The 25,323-nt window shown below is 64.1% G+C and carries 13 protein-coding genes and 4 pseudogenes; 8 read left to right on the forward strand and 9 right to left on the reverse strand.

Annotation, left to right across the window (positions count from 1 at the left end; all coding sequences use genetic code 11):
- Positions 1–19 precede the first annotated feature (19 nt).
- Positions 20–310: a hypothetical protein gene (locus tag OG251_RS34850; protein ID WP_326680835.1), complete on the reverse strand. Its 291-nt coding sequence runs from the start codon at positions 308–310 to the stop codon at positions 20–22.
- 28 nt (positions 311–338) lie between these two features.
- Here OG251_RS34850 and OG251_RS34855 point away from each other — a divergent pair, with 28 nt between their 5' ends.
- The gene (locus tag OG251_RS34855; protein ID WP_326680836.1) at positions 339–704 is read left to right on the forward strand and encodes a hypothetical protein; all 366 of its coding nucleotides are present in this window, start codon (positions 339–341) and stop codon (positions 702–704) included.
- Complete coding sequence (locus OG251_RS34860) at positions 704–1,051, forward strand: hypothetical protein (RefSeq protein WP_326680837.1); 348 nt, start codon at positions 704–706, stop codon at positions 1,049–1,051. The genes OG251_RS34855 and OG251_RS34860 overlap by 1 nt, the downstream gene beginning before the upstream one ends.
- A 286-nt stretch (positions 1,052–1,337) precedes the next feature.
- On the opposite strand, the gene OG251_RS34865 is transcribed toward OG251_RS34860, so the two are convergent.
- The 7 genes from OG251_RS34865 to OG251_RS34895 form a co-directional block, all read right to left on the reverse strand.
- Positions 1,338–2,012: a peptidase inhibitor family I36 protein gene (locus OG251_RS34865; RefSeq protein ID WP_326680838.1), complete on the reverse strand. Its 675-nt coding sequence runs from the start codon at positions 2,010–2,012 to the stop codon at positions 1,338–1,340.
- Between the two features lie 177 nt (positions 2,013–2,189).
- Positions 2,190–3,191 (reverse strand): CU044_5270 family protein, encoded by a 1,002-nt coding sequence (locus OG251_RS34870; protein WP_326680839.1) that lies wholly within the window; start codon positions 3,189–3,191, stop codon positions 2,190–2,192.
- The gene (locus OG251_RS34875; RefSeq protein ID WP_326680840.1) at positions 3,188–3,829 is read right to left on the reverse strand and encodes an RNA polymerase sigma factor; all 642 of its coding nucleotides are present in this window, start codon (positions 3,827–3,829) and stop codon (positions 3,188–3,190) included. The genes OG251_RS34870 and OG251_RS34875 overlap by 4 nt, the downstream gene beginning before the upstream one ends.
- Positions 3,830–4,579: 750 nt before the next feature.
- Positions 4,580–5,149 carry an SUKH-4 family immunity protein gene (locus tag OG251_RS34880; protein ID WP_326680841.1) on the reverse strand — a complete coding sequence of 190 codons (570 nt, stop codon included), beginning with the start codon at positions 5,147–5,149 and terminating at the stop codon, positions 4,580–4,582.
- A 12-nt stretch (positions 5,150–5,161) separates the two neighbouring features.
- Positions 5,162–6,706 carry a WXG100-like domain-containing protein gene (locus tag OG251_RS34885; RefSeq protein WP_326680842.1) on the reverse strand — a complete coding sequence of 515 codons (1,545 nt, stop codon included), beginning with the start codon at positions 6,704–6,706 and terminating at the stop codon, positions 5,162–5,164.
- 90 nt (positions 6,707–6,796) lie between these two features.
- Complete coding sequence (locus OG251_RS34890; protein ID WP_326680843.1) at positions 6,797–8,485, reverse strand: hypothetical protein; 1,689 nt, start codon at positions 8,483–8,485, stop codon at positions 6,797–6,799.
- Complete coding sequence (locus OG251_RS34895) at positions 8,485–9,372, reverse strand: nucleic acid/nucleotide deaminase domain-containing protein (protein ID WP_326680844.1); 888 nt, start codon at positions 9,370–9,372, stop codon at positions 8,485–8,487. Before OG251_RS34895 ends, OG251_RS34890 begins: the two co-directional genes overlap by 1 nt.
- Before the next feature lie 145 nt (positions 9,373–9,517).
- Here OG251_RS34895 and OG251_RS34900 point away from each other — a divergent pair.
- From OG251_RS34900 to OG251_RS34910, 3 genes and pseudogenes are all read left to right on the forward strand, one after another.
- Positions 9,518–10,725, forward strand: a pseudogene (locus OG251_RS34900) (IS3 family transposase).
- A 419-nt stretch (positions 10,726–11,144) separates the two neighbouring features.
- Positions 11,145–15,204 (forward strand): annotated as a pseudogene (locus tag OG251_RS34905) (LamG-like jellyroll fold domain-containing protein).
- Between the two features lie 162 nt (positions 15,205–15,366).
- Positions 15,367–22,251: a polymorphic toxin-type HINT domain-containing protein gene (locus OG251_RS34910; protein ID WP_326680845.1), complete on the forward strand. Its 6,885-nt coding sequence runs from the start codon at positions 15,367–15,369 to the stop codon at positions 22,249–22,251.
- A gap of 303 nt (positions 22,252–22,554) precedes the next feature.
- On the opposite strand, the gene OG251_RS45035 is transcribed toward OG251_RS34910, so the two are convergent.
- A protein-coding gene (locus tag OG251_RS45035) for an IS630 family transposase (protein WP_442818399.1) occupies positions 22,555–23,645 on the reverse strand; the annotation gives its coding sequence in 2 pieces (ribosomal slippage) (positions 22,555–23,196 and positions 23,199–23,645; 1,089 coding nt in all).
- A 242-nt stretch (positions 23,646–23,887) separates the two neighbouring features.
- Here OG251_RS45035 and OG251_RS34925 point away from each other — a divergent pair.
- The 3 genes and pseudogenes from OG251_RS34925 to OG251_RS34935 form a co-directional block, all read left to right on the forward strand.
- Positions 23,888–24,148 (forward strand): annotated as a pseudogene (locus tag OG251_RS34925) (DUF4357 domain-containing protein); the annotation flags it as partial.
- A gap of 29 nt (positions 24,149–24,177) precedes the next feature.
- Positions 24,178–24,459, forward strand: a pseudogene (locus OG251_RS34930) (DEAD/DEAH box helicase family protein); the annotation flags it as partial.
- Between the two features lie 350 nt (positions 24,460–24,809).
- Positions 24,810–24,959 (forward strand): hypothetical protein, encoded by a 150-nt coding sequence (locus tag OG251_RS34935; protein WP_326680847.1) that lies wholly within the window; start codon positions 24,810–24,812, stop codon positions 24,957–24,959.
- The last annotated feature ends 364 nt before the right edge of the window (positions 24,960–25,323 follow it).

Below are 25,323 nucleotides of genomic sequence, written 5' to 3' on the forward strand. Positions count from 1 at the left end.
CAGTGGGGAACCTGGTCCATCAGTAGTACATGACTGAATCGATGTAGATTTTCGGGTCGTCCGGCAGGTTGCCTTCATAGGAAGCGCCCATGAGTACGGATTCTCTGCCGATCTGACCTGGCGCTACTTGTTGAAATTCAAAGTTGTTGACTTGCACCCAGTCCGTTCCGTTGCCGACGCTAACTGTGACTCTGATGTTGCGATTCGAGTCAGTGGTGTTGGTTGTGTTGCAGGCGACATTAATGCCGAGTGCGTTACGAGTGGCCCGTATCTCGGTGGCGCCGAGCGTGACAACCTTTGTTTTCCCCAAGTAGCTGATAGATGGCGACGGTTCAGGCTTGACATCAGGCGCTGTCCGGGTGCTCGGCAAACTACTCGGCGTGGCGGGAGCAGTGACCAAGGAATCAGTAAGGGAACCTAAGCAGTACTCCCAGGCAGGCGACGGCTCCGGCGGACGGGCCGGTGGACAGGACGCCCCGATCTGTGCTGTGTTCTTCAACGACACCGGCGTCGCACGCTCCATGGGCATCCGCCTGAAGGACAACTACACCGCCACCCCCGACGTTGAAGACTTCGGCACGTACAGCACCTACGCGGGACCCGTCTACCAGAACAAGGGCTACTGCGGCCAGGTGTACTCGTACATGAAGGCCGGAAGCACGGTGGTAGTCGACAACTACCTCAAGATAGGTGCCTGCAACTAATGGCAGCTCCCAACTTGCTGCGCCCCAGGCTCTGGGGCGCAGCATTACTCTGGCTGGCCCAGGCCGAGGGGTTCACCCTCTCCGAGATGCACGGCTTCGACGGAGACCGCCCGTGGAGCAGCGTCTCCACAACGCTGACACCACTACTCGACCATCCAGATGACAATGGTCCGGACCTCACGCCCGCTCAATGCGCGGCCATGCTGCCCCGGCTGGAAGCCATCATCGATGAGCGGCGCCACGATGGCAGCGACCCCGCTCTCGAACGACGCATCGATGACACCCGCCAACTGGTCACCGTCATGAAGTTCTGCCTGGACAAAGACGTTGAGATCATCTTCGGCTGACCACCGGATCGCGGGCGCCCGCAACTTACGGGACAACCCTTAGGGCTTGCAGAAAAATAAGTTGCGTGTTGCCAGTCTTGACACCACAGCTCAGGCCGGGTGTTCGACAGCAGGTTAATTCCCTGCAAGCCCTTAGTTGCTGAACAGGGCGCCCCAGATGGCCGACCGGATAGCCGGGTCCCCGGCTGGGATCAACTGGGATCACAGCCAGGAAGGGCAGAACACGCCCCCATGTGTCGGTACCTCAAAAACCGCCGTCATCGGGGGCTATGTCACTCCCGGGCGGCTACATTTTGATGTAGTCGACCTTGTCGTTGAAGGTGCCACCGTAGGGGTAGCTGGAGTCGGTGAACTTGTAGCAGTAGCCGACACCCAGGGCCATGTACGGATCGGGCTGCGCCGTCCTGGCGTCATAAGCCAGAAGACCACCCTGATCACGGTTCACGCAGGCGGCACTGGCCTTGTCCCGGAAGTCCCAGGTCGAGAGCTGCTTCGTACCTCCCGCCTGCCACTGAAGCCGCCGCCCCGTGAAGTTCGAGTGCTCCCAGAGACAGACCCACCGGTAGAGGCAGTCCCCGATGGCTGTGGGACCGAAATCGCCGCTGCCCTTTGCTGAGGCCGCGCCGCCTTCGGGGGTTCCTCCGGCTGCAGGGGCGATGGAAGCGAGCGCCTGGTCAGCTTCTTCTGCACTGTCGTAGCAATAGACCTCACCGGTCGCTACTTCGGAACAAGCTTGCGCACCTTGCCACCCATCGGCCAGATCGATCTTCTTTCCTTTGTAGGTAGCAATCACAGGCATGGCCTCGGCAAGCTGCTGCTGTAGCAGGGCCTCTTCCGCCGGCGTGGCAAGGCCGACCTCGGGGACGCCGGACGGGAGCGGTTCCGCGGCTGCGGTCGGTGCCACGCCCACGGCTAAGGCACACAGAGCAAGAAGCGGAACGAGGATACGCATGCGGTGCATGTGGTGCTCCTGTGGTGGTGATGTGTTGTTGAGTCACAGTGATCCCACAGCATGCGTAGGGGTCATGGGGCGGACGGGGTCGGGTGCGTCGAGTTTTCGATCGAAATCGTCCGGATGTTCGACCTTGCGGGGGCGAGGGCATGGGTGTACAGCGCTGTTCCGCGAAAGGGCTCGCCCTTAGTCGGTCTGCCCAGCCTCGTCGACAATTCCGGAGTCGATGAGGGCAACGGAGGTGACGACGGTGCCAGCCTTACCCCAGGCGTTGTCTTCCACGAGCACCGTGCGTTCGCCCAGAAGGCGGACGGTGCTCTCGTCGAAGATCCACTCGATGCGTTCGCCGTCGTGTGTCCTGGCCACAGCGACCCCGTGCCGGCCTGCTGCGTCCACGGCGTCGGGGACGACGTCGACGCCGGGAATGAGAGCAGCGGCACGGTAGAGAGCAGCAGTGGTGTCGGGGGGAGTCCCACCGTTGCGCAGAAGGTCTCCGATGGTGACGAAAGCTTCCTGGTGCGGTCCGGTCGTGGACTCGGAACCGGCACCGTGGTTTTCCTCGGCGTCATCGCTGATGCGTTTCAGTAGGGCTTCGGGATCGGTCGGCAGGCCGTCCAGGAGGTTGTAGGTCGGAGAGTTCAGATTGCCTTGACCCGGGTTTCCCGGAAGCAGGGTGTCGCTGCCATTCTTGCGCTGCAGCGTTTGCGCGCTGCCGTCCACCGAGGTCCACTGCTCCATGCCCTCGTCCTGGCGGAGGAGTGCCATCTCGCCAGTTTTCGTTTCGGACAGTACAGACGTATGGCCGACCGTCTTGATGTACGTGTACTGCCCTGCGCGGGCTTTCGTCTGCGGCGTCGCAGCAGCCACCAGAGCCGCTCTCTCCAGCAGTTGGACCGACGCTGCAGAGGCCGGTGGCACCTTGGCGGGAGCGGCGGGGGATCCAGAGCCGAGGCTGAGAACGGCAATGGAGGCTGCGGCAGCCACTGCAGTACCCAGCGCCAGGCCCCAGCGCTTTCCCGGCCGCAGCATCGGGCGGTAGGAGCGGGCCGGTGTCTGCCGGTCAATCTCGCTCAGGAAGTGCACGCGACGAGCTGCGACTCGCCCGGGTGCCGGCTCCGGAGCGGGAGGCGGAGGCAGCGTCCGGCTCGCCTGCTCACGCTCGGATTGCTCCTGCTGCTGCGGATTCATCCTGTACTCCTCCTGTGTCCTGTGCGGGTCGCGTTCACTCCGCTCTGTGACATGTGTCCGCTACCGGTCCGCAGTTCCGCAGTACGGGGGTCCACGGCAAGTTCCTCCTCAACCAGCACGCGCAGTTTCTGCCGTGCTCGTGAGAGCCGGGAGCGCACGGTGCCCACAGGAATCCCCAGCGCCTCAGCAGTCGCCGCATACCCCAGGTCGGACCAGACGACCAGCGAGAAGACCTCGCGCTCACTCCGCTTCAGGCGTTGAAGCGCTCTCGCCGCAGCGGCAAGCCGCCGAGCGTCGTTCATCTGCCCGACCACCTCGTTCGAGAAGTCAGGCATCACTTCCGGCGGCGGCAGACGGGACATCGCATCCCGATGCCGACGTGCAGCCCGTGCGATGTTGCGCATCACATTGGTCGCAATGCCCAGCAGCCACGGCCGGACGCTCCTGACCTCTCCCCGCAGCTTGTCCCGAAGCCGCCAGGCCTCCAGAAAGGTGAGCGACATGACGTCTTCGGACAGGGCCCAGTCACCCGTCGTGCGGATCGCGTGGGCATAGACGACGCGCGCATGCTCGTCAAAAATCTCGGCGAACGCCGCCCGATCACCAGATCGGACCCGTTCATGCAATGGGATGTCCACAGCAACAAGTGTCCGCACACGCGCATCAGTTCCACTTCTGCGCCGCCGAATCCCTGTCAGCCGCCATCCGAGGCCGGAAACCATCATGTCCTGGCTCGGAACTGGCGCCCGCAGCGTCATCCGCCTCGCCCTAAACGTCTCTCCTGCCCCGCTGGCCCCCTGATGCAGAGTCCCGGCTACCGCCGACTCACCTCCGCTCCGCGCGGAGAGACACGTGATGCCGTCGATCCACGCCATCTTCCACTCCGGTTCACCTCCGCTCGCGCGGAGAGCACCGGCATCCTCATTCTGACGGCCCAGCAGATGCCGGCTCACCTCCGCTCGAGCGGAGGTGAACCGCGACGGCGGCGACGGCGGCCGAGCCTCCGGCCGTGCTCTCCGCGAGCGGAGGTGAGCCGGTCCGCAAGTCGGGCCGCGGTTGCTGCCTGGAGTGCTCTCCGCGCGAGCGGAGGTGAGCCGCAGCAGCAGGAGCGGGAGGCGCTCGACCTCCAGTGCTCTCCGCGCAAGCAGAGGTGAGTCGTGCGGCAAGTGCAACTTCCCCAAGGACTCGATGTGATCTCCGCGCGAGCGTCTCCTCGGATTGATGCGAGCGGGAGATCAGTCAGGGGTCAGCAGCCAAGGGACCGTGTGCGTTCTGGACTGCCATTCTGCGGTGGTGTCCTCCCCGCCGTCCAGAACGACCGGTTCCTGACCGTCGTCCATTCAGAGCCTGGGTTCGTGGGCAGTTCCGTCGGCCTGGCGCGGGCTCGGTCATCCCCACATGCCGAAGCCGATCTCTTCCAGGAGCTTGCTCCACTCTCCGTCCTCGCTGGCGAACGGGGTGGCGTCGGACTTGAGGATCTGCTGGCGAAGGCTGTCGACCGCCAACTCCCGGGCGGGGTCGTCATCGGGTGCGATCTTCTTGAGCTCAGTGAGACTGATCTCCAGGGTGACGAGCGCATGCACGAGGGAGGAAGCGTCGCCGTGCATGGGGACGGCGAATTCTTCCCCTTCGCCGAAGGAGTAGATCTTCCCGGACTCCGGGTCGATGGCGACTGTTGCGTACTGGAACTCGCCGAGGATTTCCCAGTTTTCGGCCTCGGCCGGGCAGGGTGTGCCATCGGCGTCGAACATTGTCTTGAGGGATGGTCGGCATTCGAGGCGTGTGGGGTCGTCGAGATCGAGCTTGGGGGAGAAGAACTTGTTCGACGGGAGGCCGACGGTGGACAGGAACTGGGCTGTTGCCGCGTGCAGGTGGCCCCCCCTGGTGCGCGGGAAGTAGGTGATGCCTGTCAGCCCGAACGTGCGCGTGGCTTGTTCGGGCTGGATGTCGATCAGCACGGGCGGCCTTTCTTACGGATGCCCTTGGGCGTTGTGGCGTTTCGCTAATTCTCTCACGTACAGCCTGTGTTCATTGTCTCTCTTGGAGCTTTTGTCTGTCTGGTCGTATGAATTGGCATGTGTTACTTCAAGGTCTGGATTCTTTGACTTGAAGTGAAGGTCTAACCACTGGTCGCACTTGGGGGACAGTTGGCAGGGTTCCCGCTCCGTGTACACCTCCTTCAGGTTGGCCTCCTTGTTGTGCCTGAGCAGTGGGTAGCCGAGCGTCCGCTCGGAATGCGGTCCTTCGCTGTCGCCGACGAGGATGATTTCTTTGTTGGAGTCCGGGTCGATATAGCGGCCGGCGGCGAAATTGGTGCCGCGGTAGTCCTGTTTCGCGAAGCGGGCGATTTCCGTCGCCCGGGACAGGTCGGTGCTCCCGGGGGCGATCTTCGTGGACGTGACCTTGGGGCCTTTGCGGCTGGTGGGTAGGTTGAAGCCGTGTTTCTCCCGGGGGGCCGGCCGCCAGACGGTGCCGTCCTTTTCGAGGAAGCCCCAGACACCTGACTTGTCAGTCTTGGAAACGTCGCTGGTCGAGCCGTCGGTGTGTAGGACCTTGACGGAACCGTCGGCGTTGAGCAAGTACATCGGGACTTCGTCATCATCGTCTTTGCATCTGTCGAAGTCCCGCTTGCGTTCTTCGTCGTGACCCTTGTGGTCGCCCTTGCTCTTGTCGATCTTGCCGCCGTGGTCCTCAAGCGTCTTGACCATCTCGTCGGCCTTCTTCTCGACCGCGTCTTCGGCTTTGTCCATGACGGTGGCGAGCTTGTGGAACCGGCTGTCTTTCCTGACGGACGTCTTTCGTGTGCCTCCTCCGCCTTTGAAGTCGCCTTTCTTCTTGTCGAAGTTGGTGGCGGTCTTCCGGTAGTCGCCGGCGGCACGGTCGAACTCGTCGAACTCGATGACCAGGTCCTGGGCCATGCCGGCGTCACCGGAAGCCATGACGTCGTAGGTGCTGCCGCCACCGAGCCGGTCGGAGAACAGCTTCTCGATCTCCGCGAGGACTTTTGCCTCGATCTTGTCGGTGACGATCGACGTGATCTGGCCGACTGCGTAGTCGATGGCTTCCTGGATGATGAACCGCGCGGCGGCGATTGCGGCGGCGGACAACAGGCCGCTGACCCCGGCGGTGAAGAACATGCCGACGACGCCCGCGGTGGCGGTGGCCGCGGTGGCCGACAGTTTGGCGATGATGGCGATCTTGCAGGTGAGGATGAGACCGGCGCACTCGTCCAGGGCGTCGGCCAGATCGTCGCATCCGTTGGCGAACGTTGCCAGGTCCCGCGTGGTGAGCTTGCCCCAGCGCCGGTCGATGGCCGTGACGGTCTCGCCCCGGCTCTTGCCGGCAACGATGTGCGAGCAGGCGTTGTTGCCTTCCTTGACCGCGTCCCGGATGCCCTCGGCCAGATGCCGGTAGTCCTTCGCGGAGCTCTCGACCTCGTCCTCGTCTATCTGCGGCCAGTCGATGCCGATGAGGTCCAGGACATCGACCAGATCGTCCGGAAGCTGCTTTCCCACCCGTCCCCCCGTCGCGTGATCATTGACACCACCCTCCGACGCACTCTGATTGGCCGTCAACTTCGTTCAGGTGAGGGCGCCGTGAATGAGTCAGATGAACATCTGCCCAGAGCCTTCACTGGCGGGGTGTGAGGGGGCGGGGGCCAGGCAGGTCAGTGCTTCGTCCATGCCGATCACGACCCGGCCGTCGGCACCGAGCGCAACAGCCCGGACGGGTGGTCCTGGCCGGAACGTTCGCTGCTCACCTGTGTCCCAGAGGATCCGGTCGACGGCACCATCGCCCCAGGCGACCGCAAGCGCAGGCCCCGCGGCCGTCATGGCGGCATCGAGGGCGGTCACACGGCAGGACCGTTCCAGAAGCGGAGCGCTCATAGGAGTGTGGCCCGGAGACCAGGCCCGAACCCTGCCGTCGGCCCCGCCGCTGTAGACGAAGGTCGCCCTTGATTCCCCGACCAGCGGCACGCTGAGCACGGAGAGGGCGCTCACGGGCCCGCTGTGCAGTTCCGCCGAGTCCGTCACGTCGCCGAAGGAGCGCACCGTTCCAGAGGCGTCTCCGAGCGCCACAACCCCGGTGACGCTGTCGTCCGTCGCCGAGGCGACGGCGGTACCAATGTGGCTCTGCAGCGCTGCCATCAGCAGTTCGAGCCGCGTGGGCTGATCGTTGAGCAGCCCCTCGATACCTGATCCCGCGGCCCGGGAGGCCCACGTGCTGTCTGCATGTACGTGGCCGCTGTCATCGAGCAGCAGCACGGTTCCGTCTCCCAGCACGGAAACCGACACCGGTTGAACACCGTGCACGGCCAAGCGTCCGCGTGATCGGGCGTCGTCCATGTCCACAGCCCGCACGGTGCCTTGGCCTGCGGTCACCAGCAGACGACCGCCAAGGGGGCCCTTTCCCACGGCCAGCGCGGACACGGGCCCCGGCCAGGGCGGGGCAAGATCACCGCGCACACGGCTCCACTCCATGGACCAGGACGCGTCCGAGGCCAGCTCGGACAGTACGGATATGACGTCGGGATCGGCACGGTCACCCAGAGCGGTCAGAAGGATCAGAGCCCGGGAAGCCGGCGCCTGCTCCTGACAGAGCGACTGCCCAGCTCTCAACCACGCCTGCCGAAGCCCCCCGTGAGACTGGCCATCCGCCGCTTCGTAGAGGGCGGTGACCTCCCAGGGATCAGCACAGCAGACTGCAGCCGGGTCGGAGAGATCCACGACCGCACAACTTCCGGCCACCCCGCCAGACCCCTGGTCCGCGGGCGGGAAAGCCCGCCCCTGCGCGAAGCGACCCCTGTCCCTCCACTGCTCCAGGTCCAAGTCCATTTCGGCGCACTCGACCTCGGCCAGAAGGCGATGGGCCGTACCCCCGGACCGGGATTCCACCACCAGACGAAGATGCGGCAGGCGCATCAGATCCAGGACAAGATCGACCAGCGTGCCGCCGTGCAGATCCGGCAGGACAATCACCGTGCGGCGCGGGTCATGGCCCAGTGCGTGCACCAGCTCGTCCGGAGACCGGGCTATGACACCGAGCTGGTCAGCCAGCGCCCACACGGTTCCCCGGACGCTCTGCCCGGCGTCAGGAACAACGGCGTGAACAGCGCGTTCTGCTGGGGTTCCGCTCCTGCTTCCGTGGCGGACGAGCCAGGCGAGCAATGCCGACTTCCCACACCCCTGCGATCCGGAAACCAGACACAGACCCGGAGCGTGCGGATCGGCGAGCCAGCCCAGCAGGGCCGCTGCCGCCGGCTCGCGCCCACCCAGCGGCCGCTCCCAGCGCATCAGCGACGCCTCGCCTGCTCGGCGGCATGCGTGATCAACTGCTTCATCCCCTCTTCGCGGGACTCGGCGTCCTGCCCGTAGTCGAAACTGTGGCTGAACTCGGCCTGCGTGAAGAGGTCTTGCATCCACACCGCACAGTAGTGGCCCGGCATCAGGCAGGGGGCAAGCTCGCAGTAGACGCGACGGACCTGGGACGCCTCCACTCCATCTCCGGACAAATGCCGCCAGATGATCTCCTCCGGGTGCGGCTGCCCAGGCCCCGTCGCTTCTGTAACAACCTGTTTGGCGCCGGCTGCATCGACGTACTCGATCGCGGCGGAGAAGGGAAAGTTCAGGGTGTGCCGGACGTCGTCGAGCACTCGCGGCCACCACGCCTCACGGGCCTCGAACGCGGCCGCATCGATCAGCCGAACCTCCGAACTCAGGTTACGGAAGACGCCTGCGGCTTCGGTCAGGCCCGAAGCCGCCGAGATCAGAGGCAGGGCACGGTCCAGCGCCAGAAGTGACGCGTTGAAGGTGGAGACATCCGTGTTGACGAACATGTCGTCTCCGACATCACCGAACAGAACTGCCTGGACGGCACCATCGGGACGCACACACAGCTGGGCGAGTCCGTCGGACCCTATCCGAGGCCACGCATCGAACGAAGAGTGCGGCCTCAGCCCACCCGAACGAGCGGCCACGACCCCGAGAGTGACCGGCTCGTCAGCCGCCGGCGCCTGGAAGTACGGCGAGACAGCCTTCGGCACCCCGGTCTCCTCCAGCAGTACCGATGCCGCAGCCGGTAGTTGAGCCCCCAGCAAGCTGCCGCGTCCGAACAGCCGCAGCCCCTCGACGCCAAAATGCTGTACCAACTCGGCACGGCTGTCCGGTACGGGGGAAGACATGAATACCTCACAGGCTGCGGCAACTGACCGGTCACTGCCGACCCTAACCGTCCAGTACCCGGGCCGCGGGACGGATTGAGGTGACTCCCGTGGTGTGGACACTCTGACAAAAATGGATCCTGTAGGTCCGAGCAAGGGCGCTCTGGTGGGACGGAAGTCGGTGGAGTTCAGGAACGACGCGGTGGCTTTGTACCGTGTGGGGGAGGGAAGCGGACAAATGTCGCTGTCGCCGCGGACGTCGGGGTGACCGGCGAGACGCTGCGCAGTTGGGTCCGGCAGGCCGACGAGGCCGCCGGCCGTGGGCAGGTCCGCGGTGAGGAGACGGCAGAGGATCGGGACGAGGAACTGGTGAGGCTCCGGGCCGAACTCGGCCGGTTGCACAAGGCCGAGAAGGAGTGGGAACTCGAGCGGGAGATCCTGCGCCGGGCGGCCCAGTATTTCGCCAAGGAGATGAGGGCATGACCGGTCGCTGGGACTTCATCTCCGCCCACCGCGCCGACTTCGGCGTGCAGAGGATATGCCGGGTCCTTGAGGTCTCGCGCTCGGGCTACTATCGGTGGCTTGCGGGGGCGGAGGCCCGGCGAGCCCGCCGGGCGGCCGACGACGCCCTGGTCGAGGAGAACCGCGAGATCCACGCCGATCACAAGGGCACGTACGGAGTCCGCCGCATCCACGCCGAACTGCGCGGCTTCGGGCACACCGTCAATCTCAAACGCGTCGAGCAGCTGATGCGCGTCAACAGTGTCGAGGGCCGCCATCTGCGGCGGCGCAAACGCACCACAGTCCCGGACCGGCTCGCGCCGCAGGCCCCGGACCTGGTGAACCGCGTGTTCCATGCCGGGCAGCTCCACGAAAGTGGTGCGGCGACATCACATACGTGCAGGCCGGTGGCACATGGCTGTATCTCGCCTGCGTCCTGGACGTCTGCTCACGCCGGGTGCTCGGCTGGTCGATGGCCACCCACATGCGGACCGAACTCGTCGTCGACGCACTGAAGATGGCGGTGGCGACCCGGGGCGGCAGCGTGACCGGGGTGATCTTCCACGCGGACAGGGGATCCCAATACACCTCGAACACGTTCGCCTAGGTCTGCGACCGTTTCGGGATCCGCAGGAGCATGGGCCGCATCGGGTCGAGATACGACAGCGCCGCGCCGAGAGCTTCTGGCAGGGGCTGAAGAGAGAGACGATGCACCAGAGGCTCTTCACGACGATCAGCCAGGCCAGACTGGAACTCTTCCAGTGGCTGACGTACTACAACGGGCGAAGGCGCCACAGCTCGCTCGGCTACCTCTCACCCGTCGAGTTCGAACAACAGCACCAAATAGAACATAGAACCCCACTCGCGGCATGAACCCCTGTGTCCACACTCCGGAGGGCACCTCACCCCCATCATGCACCAAGTTGGAGGCCGACCAGATGTGGGGCAAGTCACCTACCTGGCGTCCAGTTTCAGACGCTTGAGGTCCAGATAATCATCTAGATATTCACACAGGATCTTCATAGAGTCCCGCTGAGCTCCTCACTGTCGGGGATCTTCTTCTTCGGGTTGGGGTGGGGACTGTGTGGAGACGTCTGCGTTCGCCTAGAGGCACTCGTGCGGTGGTGGCGGGAGTCAGCCTCGCCGTACTGGTGACCGTGACACCTCAAGCGGCCGCCGGTCCGTCAGAGCGGCTTGCCTCTTCCGCGAGGCAAGCCGCGGACGACGGAAAGGGCTTGGACGCCGCGCAGGATGCCGCCGAACAGACCGGCCGCCTTGTTGAGGTGACGTCGATGCGCGGTGAGAGCAGCGATGTCTTCGCGACGCCGGAAGGGAACCTGGAGGCGCGGGAGTATCTGCGTCCCGTGCGTGCACGTATCGAGGGCAAGTGGCAGCCCATAGAGACAGACTTGATCAGGTCGGCGGACGGCTCCGTCAGCCCGAGGACAACCACTGTGGGCATGACGTTCTCCGGGGGCGGTGACGCTCCGCTCGTACGGATGACGAAGTCCGGCCGTGAGCTGGCCCTTTCGTGGCCCGGGCGGCTGCCGGCCCCTGAACTCAACGGTGCCACCGCCATATACCGCGACGTACTGCCCGATGTCGATCTGCGCATGGAGGCTCAAGAGGACGGCTTCACACAGCTGCTGGTGGTCAACTCCGCAGTGGCTGCGGCGAACGACGCACTCTCCGAACTGCGCCTGAAACTGGCTGCAGACGGTATGGACGTGAAGGAGACCAGTGAAGGCGGCCTGGAGGCAGTCGACAAAGGTGCTCTAGGAGCCGTGTTTGAAGCGCCCAAACCCATGATGTGGGACTCCAGCACCCCGGCCGCAGGCGTGCCGAACAAAGAGCCGTCCGTGGCGCCGGAGCGTGCGGCACCTGAGGCCCCCACATCTGACGGTGCGAGCGAACCTGCGGCCACGGAATCGGGAAAGCTCGCTCCCGTCGGAGTGACGCTGCCCGAGCACGGCACGGAGCTGATTCTGACGCCGGACGCCGATGTGCTTCGTGGGAAGGACACCACGTATCCGGTGTTCATCGATCCACAGTGGTATTCGCCCAGGGCTTCGGCGTGGACGATGGCCTCGAAATACTGGGCTTCCTCACCGCAATGGAAGTTCAATGGTGAGTCGACCGCCGGTATGGGCTACTGCAATTGGAGCTATTGCGCACCCCACGACACGAAGCGCCTGATGTATCGGATCCCCACTTCCAAGTTCGCCGGGAAGTCGATCTTGGAGGCTACATTCGTCGTCCGCAGTACGTGGGCTGCTTCCTGTACGGCCAAGAGCGTCGAGCTGTGGCGGACCGACGACATCTCCTCCTCGACGACTTGGACCTCGCAGAACAAATCGGACTTCTGGATCAAGAAACTTGCCACGGAATCGTTCGCGTACGGCCACGACGGATGCGCGGCGAAGGATGCCGAGTTCAATGTGAAGTCCGCGGTGCAGGAGTCCGCGAACGGCAAGTCGCCTTCGCTGACGTTCGGGCTGCGCGCGGAGAGCGAGGAGGACGCTCTCGGGTGGAAGCGGTTCTCGGACAAGGCACATCTGAGGGTGTTGTACAACCGTCCGCCCCCCCCAGGTGAAGATGTCTCAGCTTTCCATGAAGTACGGAGGGTTCTGCAAGCGCCCTGACAGTGCTCCGCGCGTACGCACTCTCGGCGAGATCTACATAAACGGTGTCACCGACCCGGACGGCGACAACGTCGCTGTGGAAGTGCGTGCCGCCTGGGACGCAGGCGATGGCAAGGGCCTGATCGTTCGATGGCAGCCTGCTCGAACGTCATACGGCAGGTCAGGTGCAAGCTTCGCATTGAGTCTTCCCACCACGATCCCGCAGAGTAAGACAGTCAATTGGTACGTGCGTGCCTTTGATGGGGGACACTACTCGCCCTGGTCTTCTGCGGGAGACCCGACCGGCTGCTATTTCGTCTACGACAAGACGGTTCCGGCAGCACCCAGCATTGCGTCCGGGGAGTATCCCGCATCCCGTCCCGATGACCCGAACGATCCGTGGCTGGACGGTGTGGGTCAGTACGGCACCTTCACGTTCGACACGGCATCGACTGATGTGACTCGCTACTGGTATGGCATAAACAGCGACCCGACGTCGGCACGCCAGCTGGCCACCACCGGCGGTGCGCCGAAGGACATAGATTTCCTCCCATCCAAACCGGGCCTGAATTTCATCACTTCCCAGGCTTTCGACGCCGCCGGGAACGGTTCGGAAATCCGTACGTATCAGTTCCGCGTCAAGGCCGGCCAGCCCGAACGCGCCACGTGGCAGCTTGACGAGCCCGCCGGAGCTGCCCAGGCCGATGGCTCAACCCCGCCGAGGGCCCTCGCTCTCCATGGAGGGGTCACCACCGGCGTTGCTGGCGCCAAGGGCACGGCGCTTGAGCTGAACGGCATCGACGGCTATGCCTCGTCGGACCTCTCAGCAGTCGATACGACGCGCGGCTTCACCGTCTCGTCGTGGGTGAAGCTGTCCAAGCTGCCCACCAGTGCGGCGATCGTCGCGGCGCAGCCGGGCAACCACAGTCCGAGCTTCGAGCTGTATTACTCCGCCGCGCTCGATCGCTGGGTGTTCAACCAGTACGAGACGGACACGCCCGGTGCAGGCGTCATCCGCGCCATGGCTGCACAGCCGGGAGGCGTAAGCCCGAACGTATGGACGCATTTGGTCGGCTCCTACGACGGTGTGGCCAAAAAGCTGAGCCTCTTCGTCAACGGCAAACTTGTCGGTGAAGCGCCATTGCCCAACGCGTGGAATGGCCGTCGCGGTCTCCAGATCGGTGCCGGTTCGTACGGCGGGGTCGCGAAGGCATTCTTCCCCGGAGCCGTGGACGAGATACAGATTTTCGACAAGGTGATCGTGCAGTCGGAAGTCGACAAGCTGTACCAGAAGCAGCCCGTAGGCGACCCAGGTCGCCCGGCCGTGGCCGTCTTCGCTCTCGACGAAGAACCGGATGCCACAGAGATCCGCGGCCACGGTGGTGTGCTGCCCGCTCGTTACATCGGCGGTGTCAACACCGGAGTCCCGGGTATCGCGGGAAAGGCAGCACAGTTCGACGGGACCACCGGATACGCCAAGATCGGCCAGACCAGCGGTCCTCACGTGAACACCTCGCGCAGCTTCAGTGTGAGCGCCTGGGTAAAGATGGATACCGTCAAACCCAAGAGCGCGGCGATCGTCGCCTCCCAGACCGGAAGCTATGCTCCCGGCTTCGAGCTGTACTACTCGGCTACCTACGACCGGTGGGCGTTCAACCAGTACTCGGCCGATACTGCGGACGCCACACCGGTCCGCGCGATGCAGCCGGACGGTGCGACCGCCCGGGCCGGTGAATGGGCCCACCTGACTGGTGTGCACGACACCGTGGCGCACACCCTGACGCTCTACGTCAACGGGCAGAAGGCCGAGTCCGTCGCACTCGGTGACGCATTTTACGCCGCCCAGTCGATGCTGATCGGAGCCGGTGCCTCCAGCAAGGTCATCAGGAACTACTTCCCTGGCGTGATCGACGACGTCCGACTCTTCGAGCGGCCCGTCTCTGCCGAAGAGGTCCAGCAACTGTTCCGTCAGCGCCCTCTGGTGAAGAGCCGGTGGAACTTCGAGGAGACGGCTGCCGGAACGCCGGTGACCACTCCGGACTCCTCAACGGAGAAGAACCGTCTGAGCCTGTACGGAGCGGCCCGGTTGGGTGCGGGCATGGTCGACAGCAGCAGTCTTCAGCTGAATGGCACGGACGCTTACGCGGCGACGGCGATCATGCCTGTCGACACGAGCACCAGTTTCACGATGACGGCCTGGGCCCAGGCGGCTGCCTTGCCAGACCACGACATGGCGGTCTTCAGCGCCGGGGGCACAACACGAAGCGCCCTGGAGGTCCGGTTCCACCCCGATGCGGCAAGCCCCGATGGACTGGGCTCTTTCGGGCTCGCCATTCCCGACAAGGACAGTGCGACGGCCACCGTCAAGCAGCTGAGCAGCACTGAGTTCAACGACGCCCGGGACTGGAACCACATCGCGGTGGTCTATGACGGATTCGCCAAGGAAGCGAGCCTGTATGTCAATGGCATCCTTCAGGAAGTTGCCTGCAGCGACCCTGAAGCTGGCGACGCGGCGTGTCAAGAACTCATCGCCTGGGCCGATGACGTCCTGACCGTCAAGGCGACCAAGTCGCTCCAGGTCGGGTGCGCTCAGGAAGACAACCCCGGCGAGTACTTCGCCGGCTCGATCGACGACGTCTGGACCTTCCAGGGATCGCTGACCGAAAGCCAGATTGGTGAGCTGTACCGGGCCTGGTACGACACCCCCACCGAAGTACCCAGCGGCAGATGACACCATCGCACCCGGGGCGGGCCCTGCTACAGGTCGCGCTCGCCCCGGGGCCGTCCTGACCTTTCTACGTTTCGTGTTTTGCCCGCTACCGGGCACAGCACCCAGCAGCGATGGATATACCACCTCATGAGAACCGCACGCATATCCCCACCAAGAGCCAGGATGCTCCGCCGCTCTTCCTTCGCGCTGTCCGCAGTGATGATCGCCAGCCTGCTGCAGACCGCAGCAGCTCCGGTCGTCGCTGCCGCTTCCTCGAACCTCCCCGGCCTGCCCGCTTCGGAGAAGCCCATCACGGGCGCCAAGAACAACACGGTCAAGCCCCGCGCAGTGACGAAGGGGCCCCGGATACCCGCCAACGCGCCGAAGGCGTCAAAACCAGCCCCCACCAAGGGGACGGTCACAGTTCCGACGACCGGGGCGAAGGATGCGCCACACTTCGTCCGGCCCAAGGGACAACCGATCAGCATCGGTCGTACCAGTGCCCGCACTGTGGCCAACAAGGCCGCAAGTGTCGGGACGGGCTCAACCCCCGCCACGACTGAAGTGACATCACGCATCCTCGACCGCACCCAGGCCGAGCGCGCTGGTGTGAACGGGATGATGTTCACACTCACCCCGAAGAGTCCTGCCGCTTCGGACCGCACGCCCCAAGACCCGGCCAAGTCACCGTTCGCCGTGACAGTGGACTACTCGGAATTCGCGGAGTCCTACGGGGGCGCCTATGCCTCACGCATGAAGCTGATCGAACTGCCCGTCTGCGCACTCACCACGCCGGAAAGGAAGCAGTGCCGCAGCGGCAAGCCGCTGACCGCAACCAATGACACGGCAGGTCAAACCCTGACCACAAATGCGGTGACTCTAAGGTCCGGCGCCGCCACGGTGCTGGCTGCCACCGCAACTGCCACCGGGGACAAGGGCGACTACAAAGCGACTCCTCTGTCCCCCTCGTCTACCTGGATCACTAGCCTCAACACAGGTGACTTCACCTGGTCCTATGACATACCTGTCCCTGATGTGCCGGGGGGTCTCAAACCGCGGCTCGGACTCTCCTACTCCTCCGGATCGATGGACGGCCGCACCGGGGGAACGAACAACCAGGGTTCCTGGGTCGGCGACGGTTTTGACCTGTGGCCCGGATTCATCGAGCGACGCTACAAACCGTGCGTGGACGATGGTGTCAAGAACACCGATGGTAGTGAGCCCGGTGATATGTGCTGGGCTTACGACAACGCGTTCATTTCCTTCAACGGTTCCAGCGGTGAACTCGTGCCAGCAGGAAAGGACGAGTTCAAGCTCAAGAGCGATGACGGCACCCGGATTAATCGTCTGGAGTCAGCCGACCGTGCCAACGGTGACAACGACAACGAGTACTGGCGACTCACCACGAATGACGGAACTCAGTACTTCTTCGGCTATCACCGCCTGCCGGGTTGGGCCGCCGGAAAACCCACCACCGACTCGACCTGGACGCACCCGGTCTACGGCAACGACACCGGGGAGGAGTGCCACACTTCGGCATTCTCGGACTCCTGGTGTCAGCAGGCATGGCGCTGGAACCTCGACTATGCCGTCGATACCCACGGCAATACAGTCAGCTACCACTACGCCAAGGAAACCAACTCCTACGGCCGCAATCTCAAGGCCAACGACGACACCCCGTACACCCGCGGCGGCACTCTCAAGCGCATCGACTACGGACAGAAGTCAAACGACCTGTATGCCTCAAAACCTCTCTCACAGGTCGTCTTCGACAGCCTCGAACGCTGCCTCCCGCAGACCGGCGTCACCTGCGCCCCAGACACCATCGACGCCAAGGCGTTCTACTGGTACGACACGCCCTGGGACCTCAACTGCGATGAAGGAACCAGCTGCGACAACGGCCGGCTGTCTCCCTCCTTCTGGACCCGCAACCGTCTCACCGGCATCACCACTCAGGTACTGAACACCGGCGGCACATACGACAAGGTCGACTCCTGGAAACTCGACCACCGCTGGGGCATGGCCGACACCGACTACCAGCTTCTTCTGGAGAGCATTCAGCACACCGGTGAGTCTGCGACCCCAGCCCTCACTCTCCCGAAGACAACGTTCGCCTACACCCAGCTCGCCAACCGCCTGGACAAGACGGGGGACGGATACGCTCCATTCATCAAGGAGCGCCTTTCCACCGTCGACGACGAGTACGGAGGGCAGGTCAGCGCCAACTACTCGGCCCCTGCCTGCGACTGGAACGCGCTCCCGACCCCGGAGACAAACTCAACCCGATGCTTCCCTCAGTTCATCGGAGGGACCAGCTCGATACCCGCTGAACAGCACTGGTTCAACAAGTATGTGACAACTTCGGTCACCGCCAAGGACCGTACCGGTGGCGCTCCCGATCAGCTGACGCGCTATCAGTACCTGGGCAGCGCTGCCTGGCACTACAACGATGACGACGGCTTGATCAAGGAGAAGGAAAAGACCTGGTCGCAGTGGCGTGGATACGGGCAAGTCCGCGTCCTGAGCGGAGGCCAGGGGGGCGACGCCGCGATGAAGACACAGCGCGACTCGTATTTCCTGAGGGGAATGGACGGAGACCGCAAGAACAAGACCGGCGGAGTCAAGAGTGTCTCCGTCGCCCTCCCCGACAACGAGGGTGACTCGATCACCGACCACGAGTCCGCTGCCGGTTTCAGCTACAAGACCGTGACCTTCGACCAACCGGGCGGCAAGGTCCTTCAGAAGGCTGTCGATCGCCCATGGCACCACGAGACCGCGAAGAAGGTCCGCGACTGGGGCACGGTTACCGCCAACTTCACCGGTACGTCGAACGCGAAGCAATGGGTCTCCCTGGACAGAGGTGCCGGCGCCAAGTGGCGCACCACGTCAAAGGCAACCAAACAAGACACGATAGCTGGGAGAGTCGTCCAGATCGACGACTTCGCTGACGACTCCACCGACACCGACGACCAGTGCACACGTACGACGTATCCAGAGGTGACGACCAAGAACATTCTCGGCCTCACGTCTCGCATCGAGACGATAGCCAAGGCATGCGGCATCACCCAGATCGACAGGTCCAAGGACGTCATCTCCGACGCAAGAGCGGCCTATGACGGCGGTGCGTACGGCGCCGCACCGACCAGGGGCGACGTCACAGCTGCGGCCACTCTGAAGAGCCACGACGGCACCAAGGCCACCTACCTGGAGGCCAGCAGCACCCACGACGCATACGGCCGTCAGCTGACCATGGTGGACTTGGCTGCCGACGTCACGGTGACTGGCACCTCGGTACCCGTTCGCGCAGTTCGAAACGACGGGCTCACCACGACGACAACGTACACACCCTCCAGCGGACTGCCCGCAACGATCAAGATGACCACCCCGCCTGCCAAAGCCGGTGATGCGGCTTCAGCGCTGACAAGTATCACCACGATCGACCCCCGACGGGGTACCGCTGTTAAGCAGACCGACGCGAACAACAACGCCACGCATATCGCCTACGACGCACTCGGCCGCACAGTCAAGGTGTGGCGCCCCGACCGGCCTGTCAGCAAGACGCCTAGCGAGGAGTTCATCTATACGATCACTGAGGGCAAAGCAGTTGCCGTGGCCGCGAAAACACTGGACAACAAGGGCGGCCAACTCACCTCCTACGTGCTGTACGACGGATTGCTGCGCCAGCGTCAGAATCAGGCCCCCGGGCCAGAAGGCGGAAGCATCCTCAGCGACGTCTTCTACGACGAGCGCGGCCTGGCCACGAAGTCGTTCGCGCCCTACTTCGTGACCGGAAAGCCGTCCGCCACGATCTTCAAACCTGACAACGCCTGGTCTATCGAAACTCAGACCCATACCACATTCGACGGCCTGAACCGTCCGGTCGAAGCACGCCAGATCGCAGGCAACGGAGACGGCGGCAAGGTACTCAGCACCGCGAAGACCATCTACGACGGTGACCGGACCACCACCATCCCGCCTGTGGGCTCGACGGCGACCACGACACTCACGGACGTCCGCGGAAACACGACGGAGCTGCGCCAGCACCACACACCCAGTGCCGACGCCCCCTTCGACAGCACCTCCTACCAGTACACGCCGCGCGGTCAGCTGAGCAAGGTCACCGACCCCCTCGGCAACAACTGGACATACGAGTATGACCAGCTCGGACGCCAGAAGACCGCCACGGACCCGGACAAGGGCCGTAGCGAGAGCACGTATGACGATCGTGGCCAACTGACGTTCAGTAAGGGGTCCCGCGCCGACGTGCCGGGACTCGCATACATCTACGACGGCCTCGGCCGACAGACCGAAGTGCGTGAGGGCTCTGTCACCGGGGCGCCGCGCATCAAGCACGTGTACGACACGGTTGCTCGTGCGAAGGGGCAGCTCGCCGAGTCCACACGGTACGTCGGCGAGCAGGAATACACGACCAAGGTCACTTCCTACGATGCGCTCTACCGCGCGATCAGAACCTCCGTCGTCATCCCTGCGGTCGAGGGCAAGCTTCAGGGGACGTACCAGACCGGTGCCACGTTCCTCCCCTCAGGGCTGCCTGACGGCACCAACTACTCTGCGGCCGGATCGCTGCCCGGAGGCTCGGTCGGGTACACCTACGAGGAGCAGACGCTCAGGCCCATCGGCGTATACGGACAAGGCGTAACGGCCAGCGCCTCCTTCAGCTCCACCGGCAAGCCATTGCAGTATGAGATGGGCCTGACGGACGGCGGCAAGAAGACCACCGTCACCAACTCCTATGAGTGGGGCACGCAGCGGCTGTCCACTGCACGGGTCGACCGTGAGGATCAGGCTGGAGTCGATCGTCACGCCACCTACGGATACGACGAGGCCGGCAACGTCTTGTCCATCGCCGATGTGTCCCGCACCGGTACGGACAACCAATGCTTCACCTACGACTACCTCACCCGACTCACTGAGGCATGGACCCAGCCCGTCACGACCTGCGCAACGGCTCCCGCTGCTGAAAAGCTAGGAGGGCCGGAACCCTACTGGCAGTCATTCACGTATGACAAGGCTGGAAACCGCAAAACCGAAACCCTGCACGACAGCACAGGCAACGCGGCCAAGGACATCACGCGCTCCTACAACTATCCGCCGGCGGGATCGAAGAACCCACACAGCCTCACCTCACGAACCACGACGGACTCCACCGGAACCAGCACCGAGTCGTACGTGTACGATCCGGCCGGCAACACAACCACCCGCCCAGAACAGGAGCTGACCTGGGACGCCGAGAACCACCTCGCCACGGTCACCGAGAACGGCAAAACCACCAGCTATCTGTATGACACCTCCGGCAATCGGCTGATCAGCCGCACACCCACCGAAACCACGCTTCACCTGGGGCACACCGAGGTCACCCTTGCCACAGGGGCCGACCAGGCCAAAGCCACTCGCTACGTCAGCCTCGGCGGCGGTCACACGGCCATACGCAGCGACGACGGCTCCTTCGCCTTCACCATCGCCGATCACCATGGCACCGGCGAACTCGCCATCCAGGCAAACAACCTCTCCATCACGCAACGCCGCACCCTCCCCTTCGGTGAAATACGTGGCCAGACGCCAACCAACTGGCCGGGCACCAAGGGCTTCGTCGGCGGCACCGACGACACCAAAACAACTGGCTTGACTCACCTCGGCGCCCGCGAATACGACCCGGACACAGGCCGGTTCATATCCGTGGACCCGATCCTCGACCTGTCCGACCCCCAGCAGATGCACGGCTACACCTACGCCAACAACAATCCCGCCACACTCTCCGACCCGAGCGGTCTACGTCCCGACGGTGCCTGTGGCGGAGCCCACCAGTGCTCCGCGGATACCGGTAGCTACACAAAGACCGATGACGGCTGGGAATACAAGGATAAAGCTACTGGCAGCAGTGGCGGGAGCGGGTCAGCGAATCCCACAGGCGATAATTCCGGCTCCGCGAACGGCTCTGACGAACGGCCGGTGGTTGGCGGTGAGCCGATTCCTACCAAAGCCGAGCTCTACTACAGCGGGTATTCTTACGGCAAGCCTGCTTCGTACAGCGAACTGATTGTGAAATGGGCTCAGAATAAGTGCTCGTCCGATAGCGGTACTGATTTCTGCAAGGCAGCTCATGATCTCGGGTGGATTAGCCCAACCGAGGACTTTCTCGAGCTCATCGGTGTCCGAGACGCAATGCGTTGCGTCGGAGGGAGCGCCAGTTCTTGCGTCTGGACGGTCGCAGGGCTCATTCCGGTTGGAAAAATCGCCAAGATCGCCAAGATCGCCAAAATGGCGAAGCGCGGCAAGTGCAACAGCTTCCTGCCCGACACCAGCGTTCTCATGGCTGACGGGACACGCAAAGCGATTGCCGATGTTGAAGTCGGCGACAAGGTTCTGGCCACGGACCCAGAAACCGGCGAAACCATAGCGAAGACCGTAACGGCAGAGATCCTTGGGCAGGGCCCCAAGACCCTCGTAAGAGTCACCTTTGACCCCAATGGAAACTCCGAAGCAGCGTCAATCACAGCCACAGCCGGCCATCCCTTCTGGGTGGCGGAGCTCAGGCAATGGGTCGATGCCGAAGATCTTCGTGCAGGTCAGCACCTTCGTACGAGTGCCGGAAAGCTTGAGCGCGTAGCCGACGTAAAGAACTGGGCCCAGGTAGCCAAGGTCTACAACCTGACGGTCGCAGACCTGCACACGTACTATGTCCTCGCAGGCAGCACACCAGTACTCGTGCACAACAGCTCGGGTAACGCATCTATCGATGACTTTAGAGGCGGATCCTACTTTCATACGGTGCTGAACACAGCCCAGGGGAACATAGACGTCGGAGCCTTCGTCGAAATCGATGGAAATAAGCTCGTACTAGATAATGTGGCTATCTATGGAGCGGACGGCGATCTTCCCCGAGGCTCTGTCGGTGCAAGTGATTTCTTGGCTCTTAAGAGAAATATCATAGAAGCGGCTGCAGCCCAGGGATTTGGGAAGCTTGAGGTCAATTGGCTTCGCACAAGCTCAGGTCCGGAGAATGGTAAGTCGGGAAAATGGAATATCGACCTTCCTAAGGGATGCTAGCGAAAGCTCACCAAACGATGGGAAGAGTATCTGCATGGATAGATACCTAAGTGCGCTGAGCTCAGCGCGCGGGGACTTTGAAGACGGTGCTGGCCGTGAAGCCATCCTGATCAAGTTGAAGGAGGCGGGCCTATCGCAAGTCGAGTGCATTCGCGCTGTTGTGGATCTCGGATTGAGCAGTCGATCAGATGCCAAGCATCTCGTGCATTTCAGTCGGGCTTGGTCGTCCACCAGAATGCAGAGCGAGCGCTTGCATAACAGTCTCGAAGACCTAATGGATGAAAATCCATAAGTTACTGAGGTCTAACTCGGGATGTCGTGTTGCTGATTAGGGGGTCGGATGGTCAGGCCGGTCTCGGTGAGGCAGCCGTCGATGAGGTTGCTGCGGTACTGGATGTGCCGTAGGCCGTGCCGGATGGTCTGGACGAGGTGTTCCGGGGTGCTGAAGGCGACGTTGGAGAGCCAGCCGCGCCGCAGGAGGGACCAGATGCCTTCGGCTGGGTTGAGGTCGGGTGCGTAGGGCGGCAGGTAGTAGATGGTCAGCCAGTCCCGGGCTTCGGCGAACTTCCGCAGACCGGCGGCCTTGTGCACATTGAGGTTGTCCCAGACGAGAACGATCGGGCCGTCGAGCTGCTGGTGGGCGGCGATGAGCAGGTCGCGGTAGTCGCGCCAGGAGAAGCTCTTGCGCCCGTCACGGTTGCCGTCGTCGCGGCGGGGCCGGTAGATCAGCCTTGACCGGTGGCCGGGTTTGTAGCAGGTCAGAGCTGCGATGGATATGCGTCTGCGGGAACGTCCGCGGACCCGAACTACCGGGGTCCGGCCGCGTGGCGACCACGTCTTCGCGTGCGGCGGCGTCATGGAGAATCCGGCCTCGTCCTCGAAGACCAGCCAGGCTCCACGGGCCGCCGCGAGCCTTCCGCGCAGGGCCACACCTCCTTGACCCACCCCGCGACCGCGTCGTCGTCCCGCTCCATCGCTCTACGAGCCGGCACCTGGCAGGACCAGCCGTTTCGTACCAACAGCTTCCGCACGCCCTGGATCGTGTACGTCAGATGGAAGCGTCGCCCGATCACTGTCCTGACCCGGCTGAGAGTCCAGCGCTGGTCCTCCCAGCCGTGCGCGGTCGGCCCTTTGGCCAGCTCCGCCTCCAACTGGGTGAACTGCTTTTCGCTCAGCCTCGGCAACGACGCCGGCCCCTGCGACCGCAAGGACCGCGGGCCGTCCTCCGCCCACGCGTGACGCCATCGCTGGACCGAGCGGACGCTGACTCGCAGATCTCTGGCGATCGCTGAACTGCCCTCGCCCAAGGCGAACCGCTCGGCCGCCTTGAGTCGTAACTCCTCGCGGAACTGCTGCCGTTCGACGGTCAGCCCGCCTCCTTGTGGATACCGCATGACTCCGGTGATACCGCAGCCACCGACCAGCCGTCACCCCCTACGACACCACGAGTTCAGCCTCAGTACTTGGAGAGTGTTCATGCCCACGGTCAGCCTTCACTTCGATCCGTCTGTCTTCGCTCATCTCGCCCGCGCGACGGGCGGCGACACCGTCCACCTGACCCTGTCCCTCGGCGGAGGCGACGAGGCCCTCAAGGTCACGCCCCGCCCCGGTAGCTCCTCACGGCCCGCTCGCCGAACTCCTGCAGGCCGGCCTGCTCAGCGCGGGTACCGAACTCACCTTCTTCCAGCGGCGCGCCAACCGCAGGGGGCGGGCCGTCGTCACTGCCGAGGGGCGGCTCATCGTCGACGGGCATGCTTCCCCGTTTCCCTCCCCGTCGAAAGCGGCTGAGGCGATCACCGGCAACGTGATCAACGGCTGGACACTGTGGCACCTGCCCGACGGACGCACACTAGACGATCTCCGGCGTGAACTCCGGCGGAACGATCCGCAGCACTAACCCGTACCGAATCCGAGGGGAGGGCGTCCATGTCCGTCATCAAGCTGCGCGAACACCAGGTGGTCCAGAAGGCGGCCTTCCGAGAGTGGGTGGGATTCCCCGCACGGTCATCCGTGCCCCCGCAAAGGGCGCGGGGCACGATCGTGTCCGCGACCGGCTCCGGCAAGACGATCACGGCCGCCGCGTGCGCGCTGGAGAGCTCCGCGGACGGCCGGATCCTCGTCACGGTGCCGACCCTGGACCTGCTCGCGCAGACCGCCCAGGCGTGGCGCCTGGTAGGCCACCAGGCGCCGATGGTCGCGGTGTGCTCGCAGTCTTGTGCCGCTCCTCCAGCTCACCCGCCCGCAGGGATTGCCGCGGCTCCTGGCGCGCGGTGAGCACGTCGAAGCCTGGTCCACATCCGTCAGCAGGAACTCGCTCAACGCCTGGGCGTGTCGCCGGTAGCCCTCCAGCCACACCAGGGACTCCGGCCGGTAGACCCGCGTCCGGAGGAAGGCCGCCCACCAGAAGGTCGAGGAGGCCCGCGCGTTCGCGGAGAAGCTGCCCGAGACCGCTGCCGAGCTAGCCCGGCCACGGAGCTGGCGCAACCACGTGTGGGAGACCGACCACATGCAGGCGCCGGTGCTGGTCGATGTCGCCGGCAAGTCCCGCAGGCCCACGTGTGGCCCATCAACTTCCCCGGCGGCGTCATCCGCCCGCCCGCGTACGGGACGGGCGCACCGGCACCGGCACCGACTTCGACCCCGACCCGGACGGCGGCCAGGACGCGCCCGCCCCCGAGGCCCGGCCCGCCCTCCGGCTTGCCGGGTGAACCTGAGCTGCATCCCGCATAGCACGATGGCGCCCCCGACATGGAGGGCGCCGTCGTCGTTCTCGGACAGCGCGGAGCAGCGTCGGTAGCACCATGAGGCGTCCGAGGCGGGTTGGGAGTAGGCCGTGGGTGCGGGCGGAAAGTGGCAACCATCTGACTTGGCTTCGCGGCGGACTTTGAAGATTCGACCGGGCCGGGGCTCATAGGCGAGAGAGGAAGAAACGGTCCGGCGGCGCCTGGGACGGCCTGCGATCCGCCCCTGCGGACGGCTGGGTTCAGGGTGTCTGGACACCGGGGTGTGCTCGCGCTCCTACGTACGAACGACCCCGGGCAAGCCCGTCACCGGGTGGGCTTGCCCAGGGCC

This window comes from Streptomyces sp. NBC_01237, from assembly GCF_035917275.1.
Classification (GTDB): domain Bacteria; phylum Actinomycetota; class Actinomycetes; order Streptomycetales; family Streptomycetaceae; genus Streptomyces.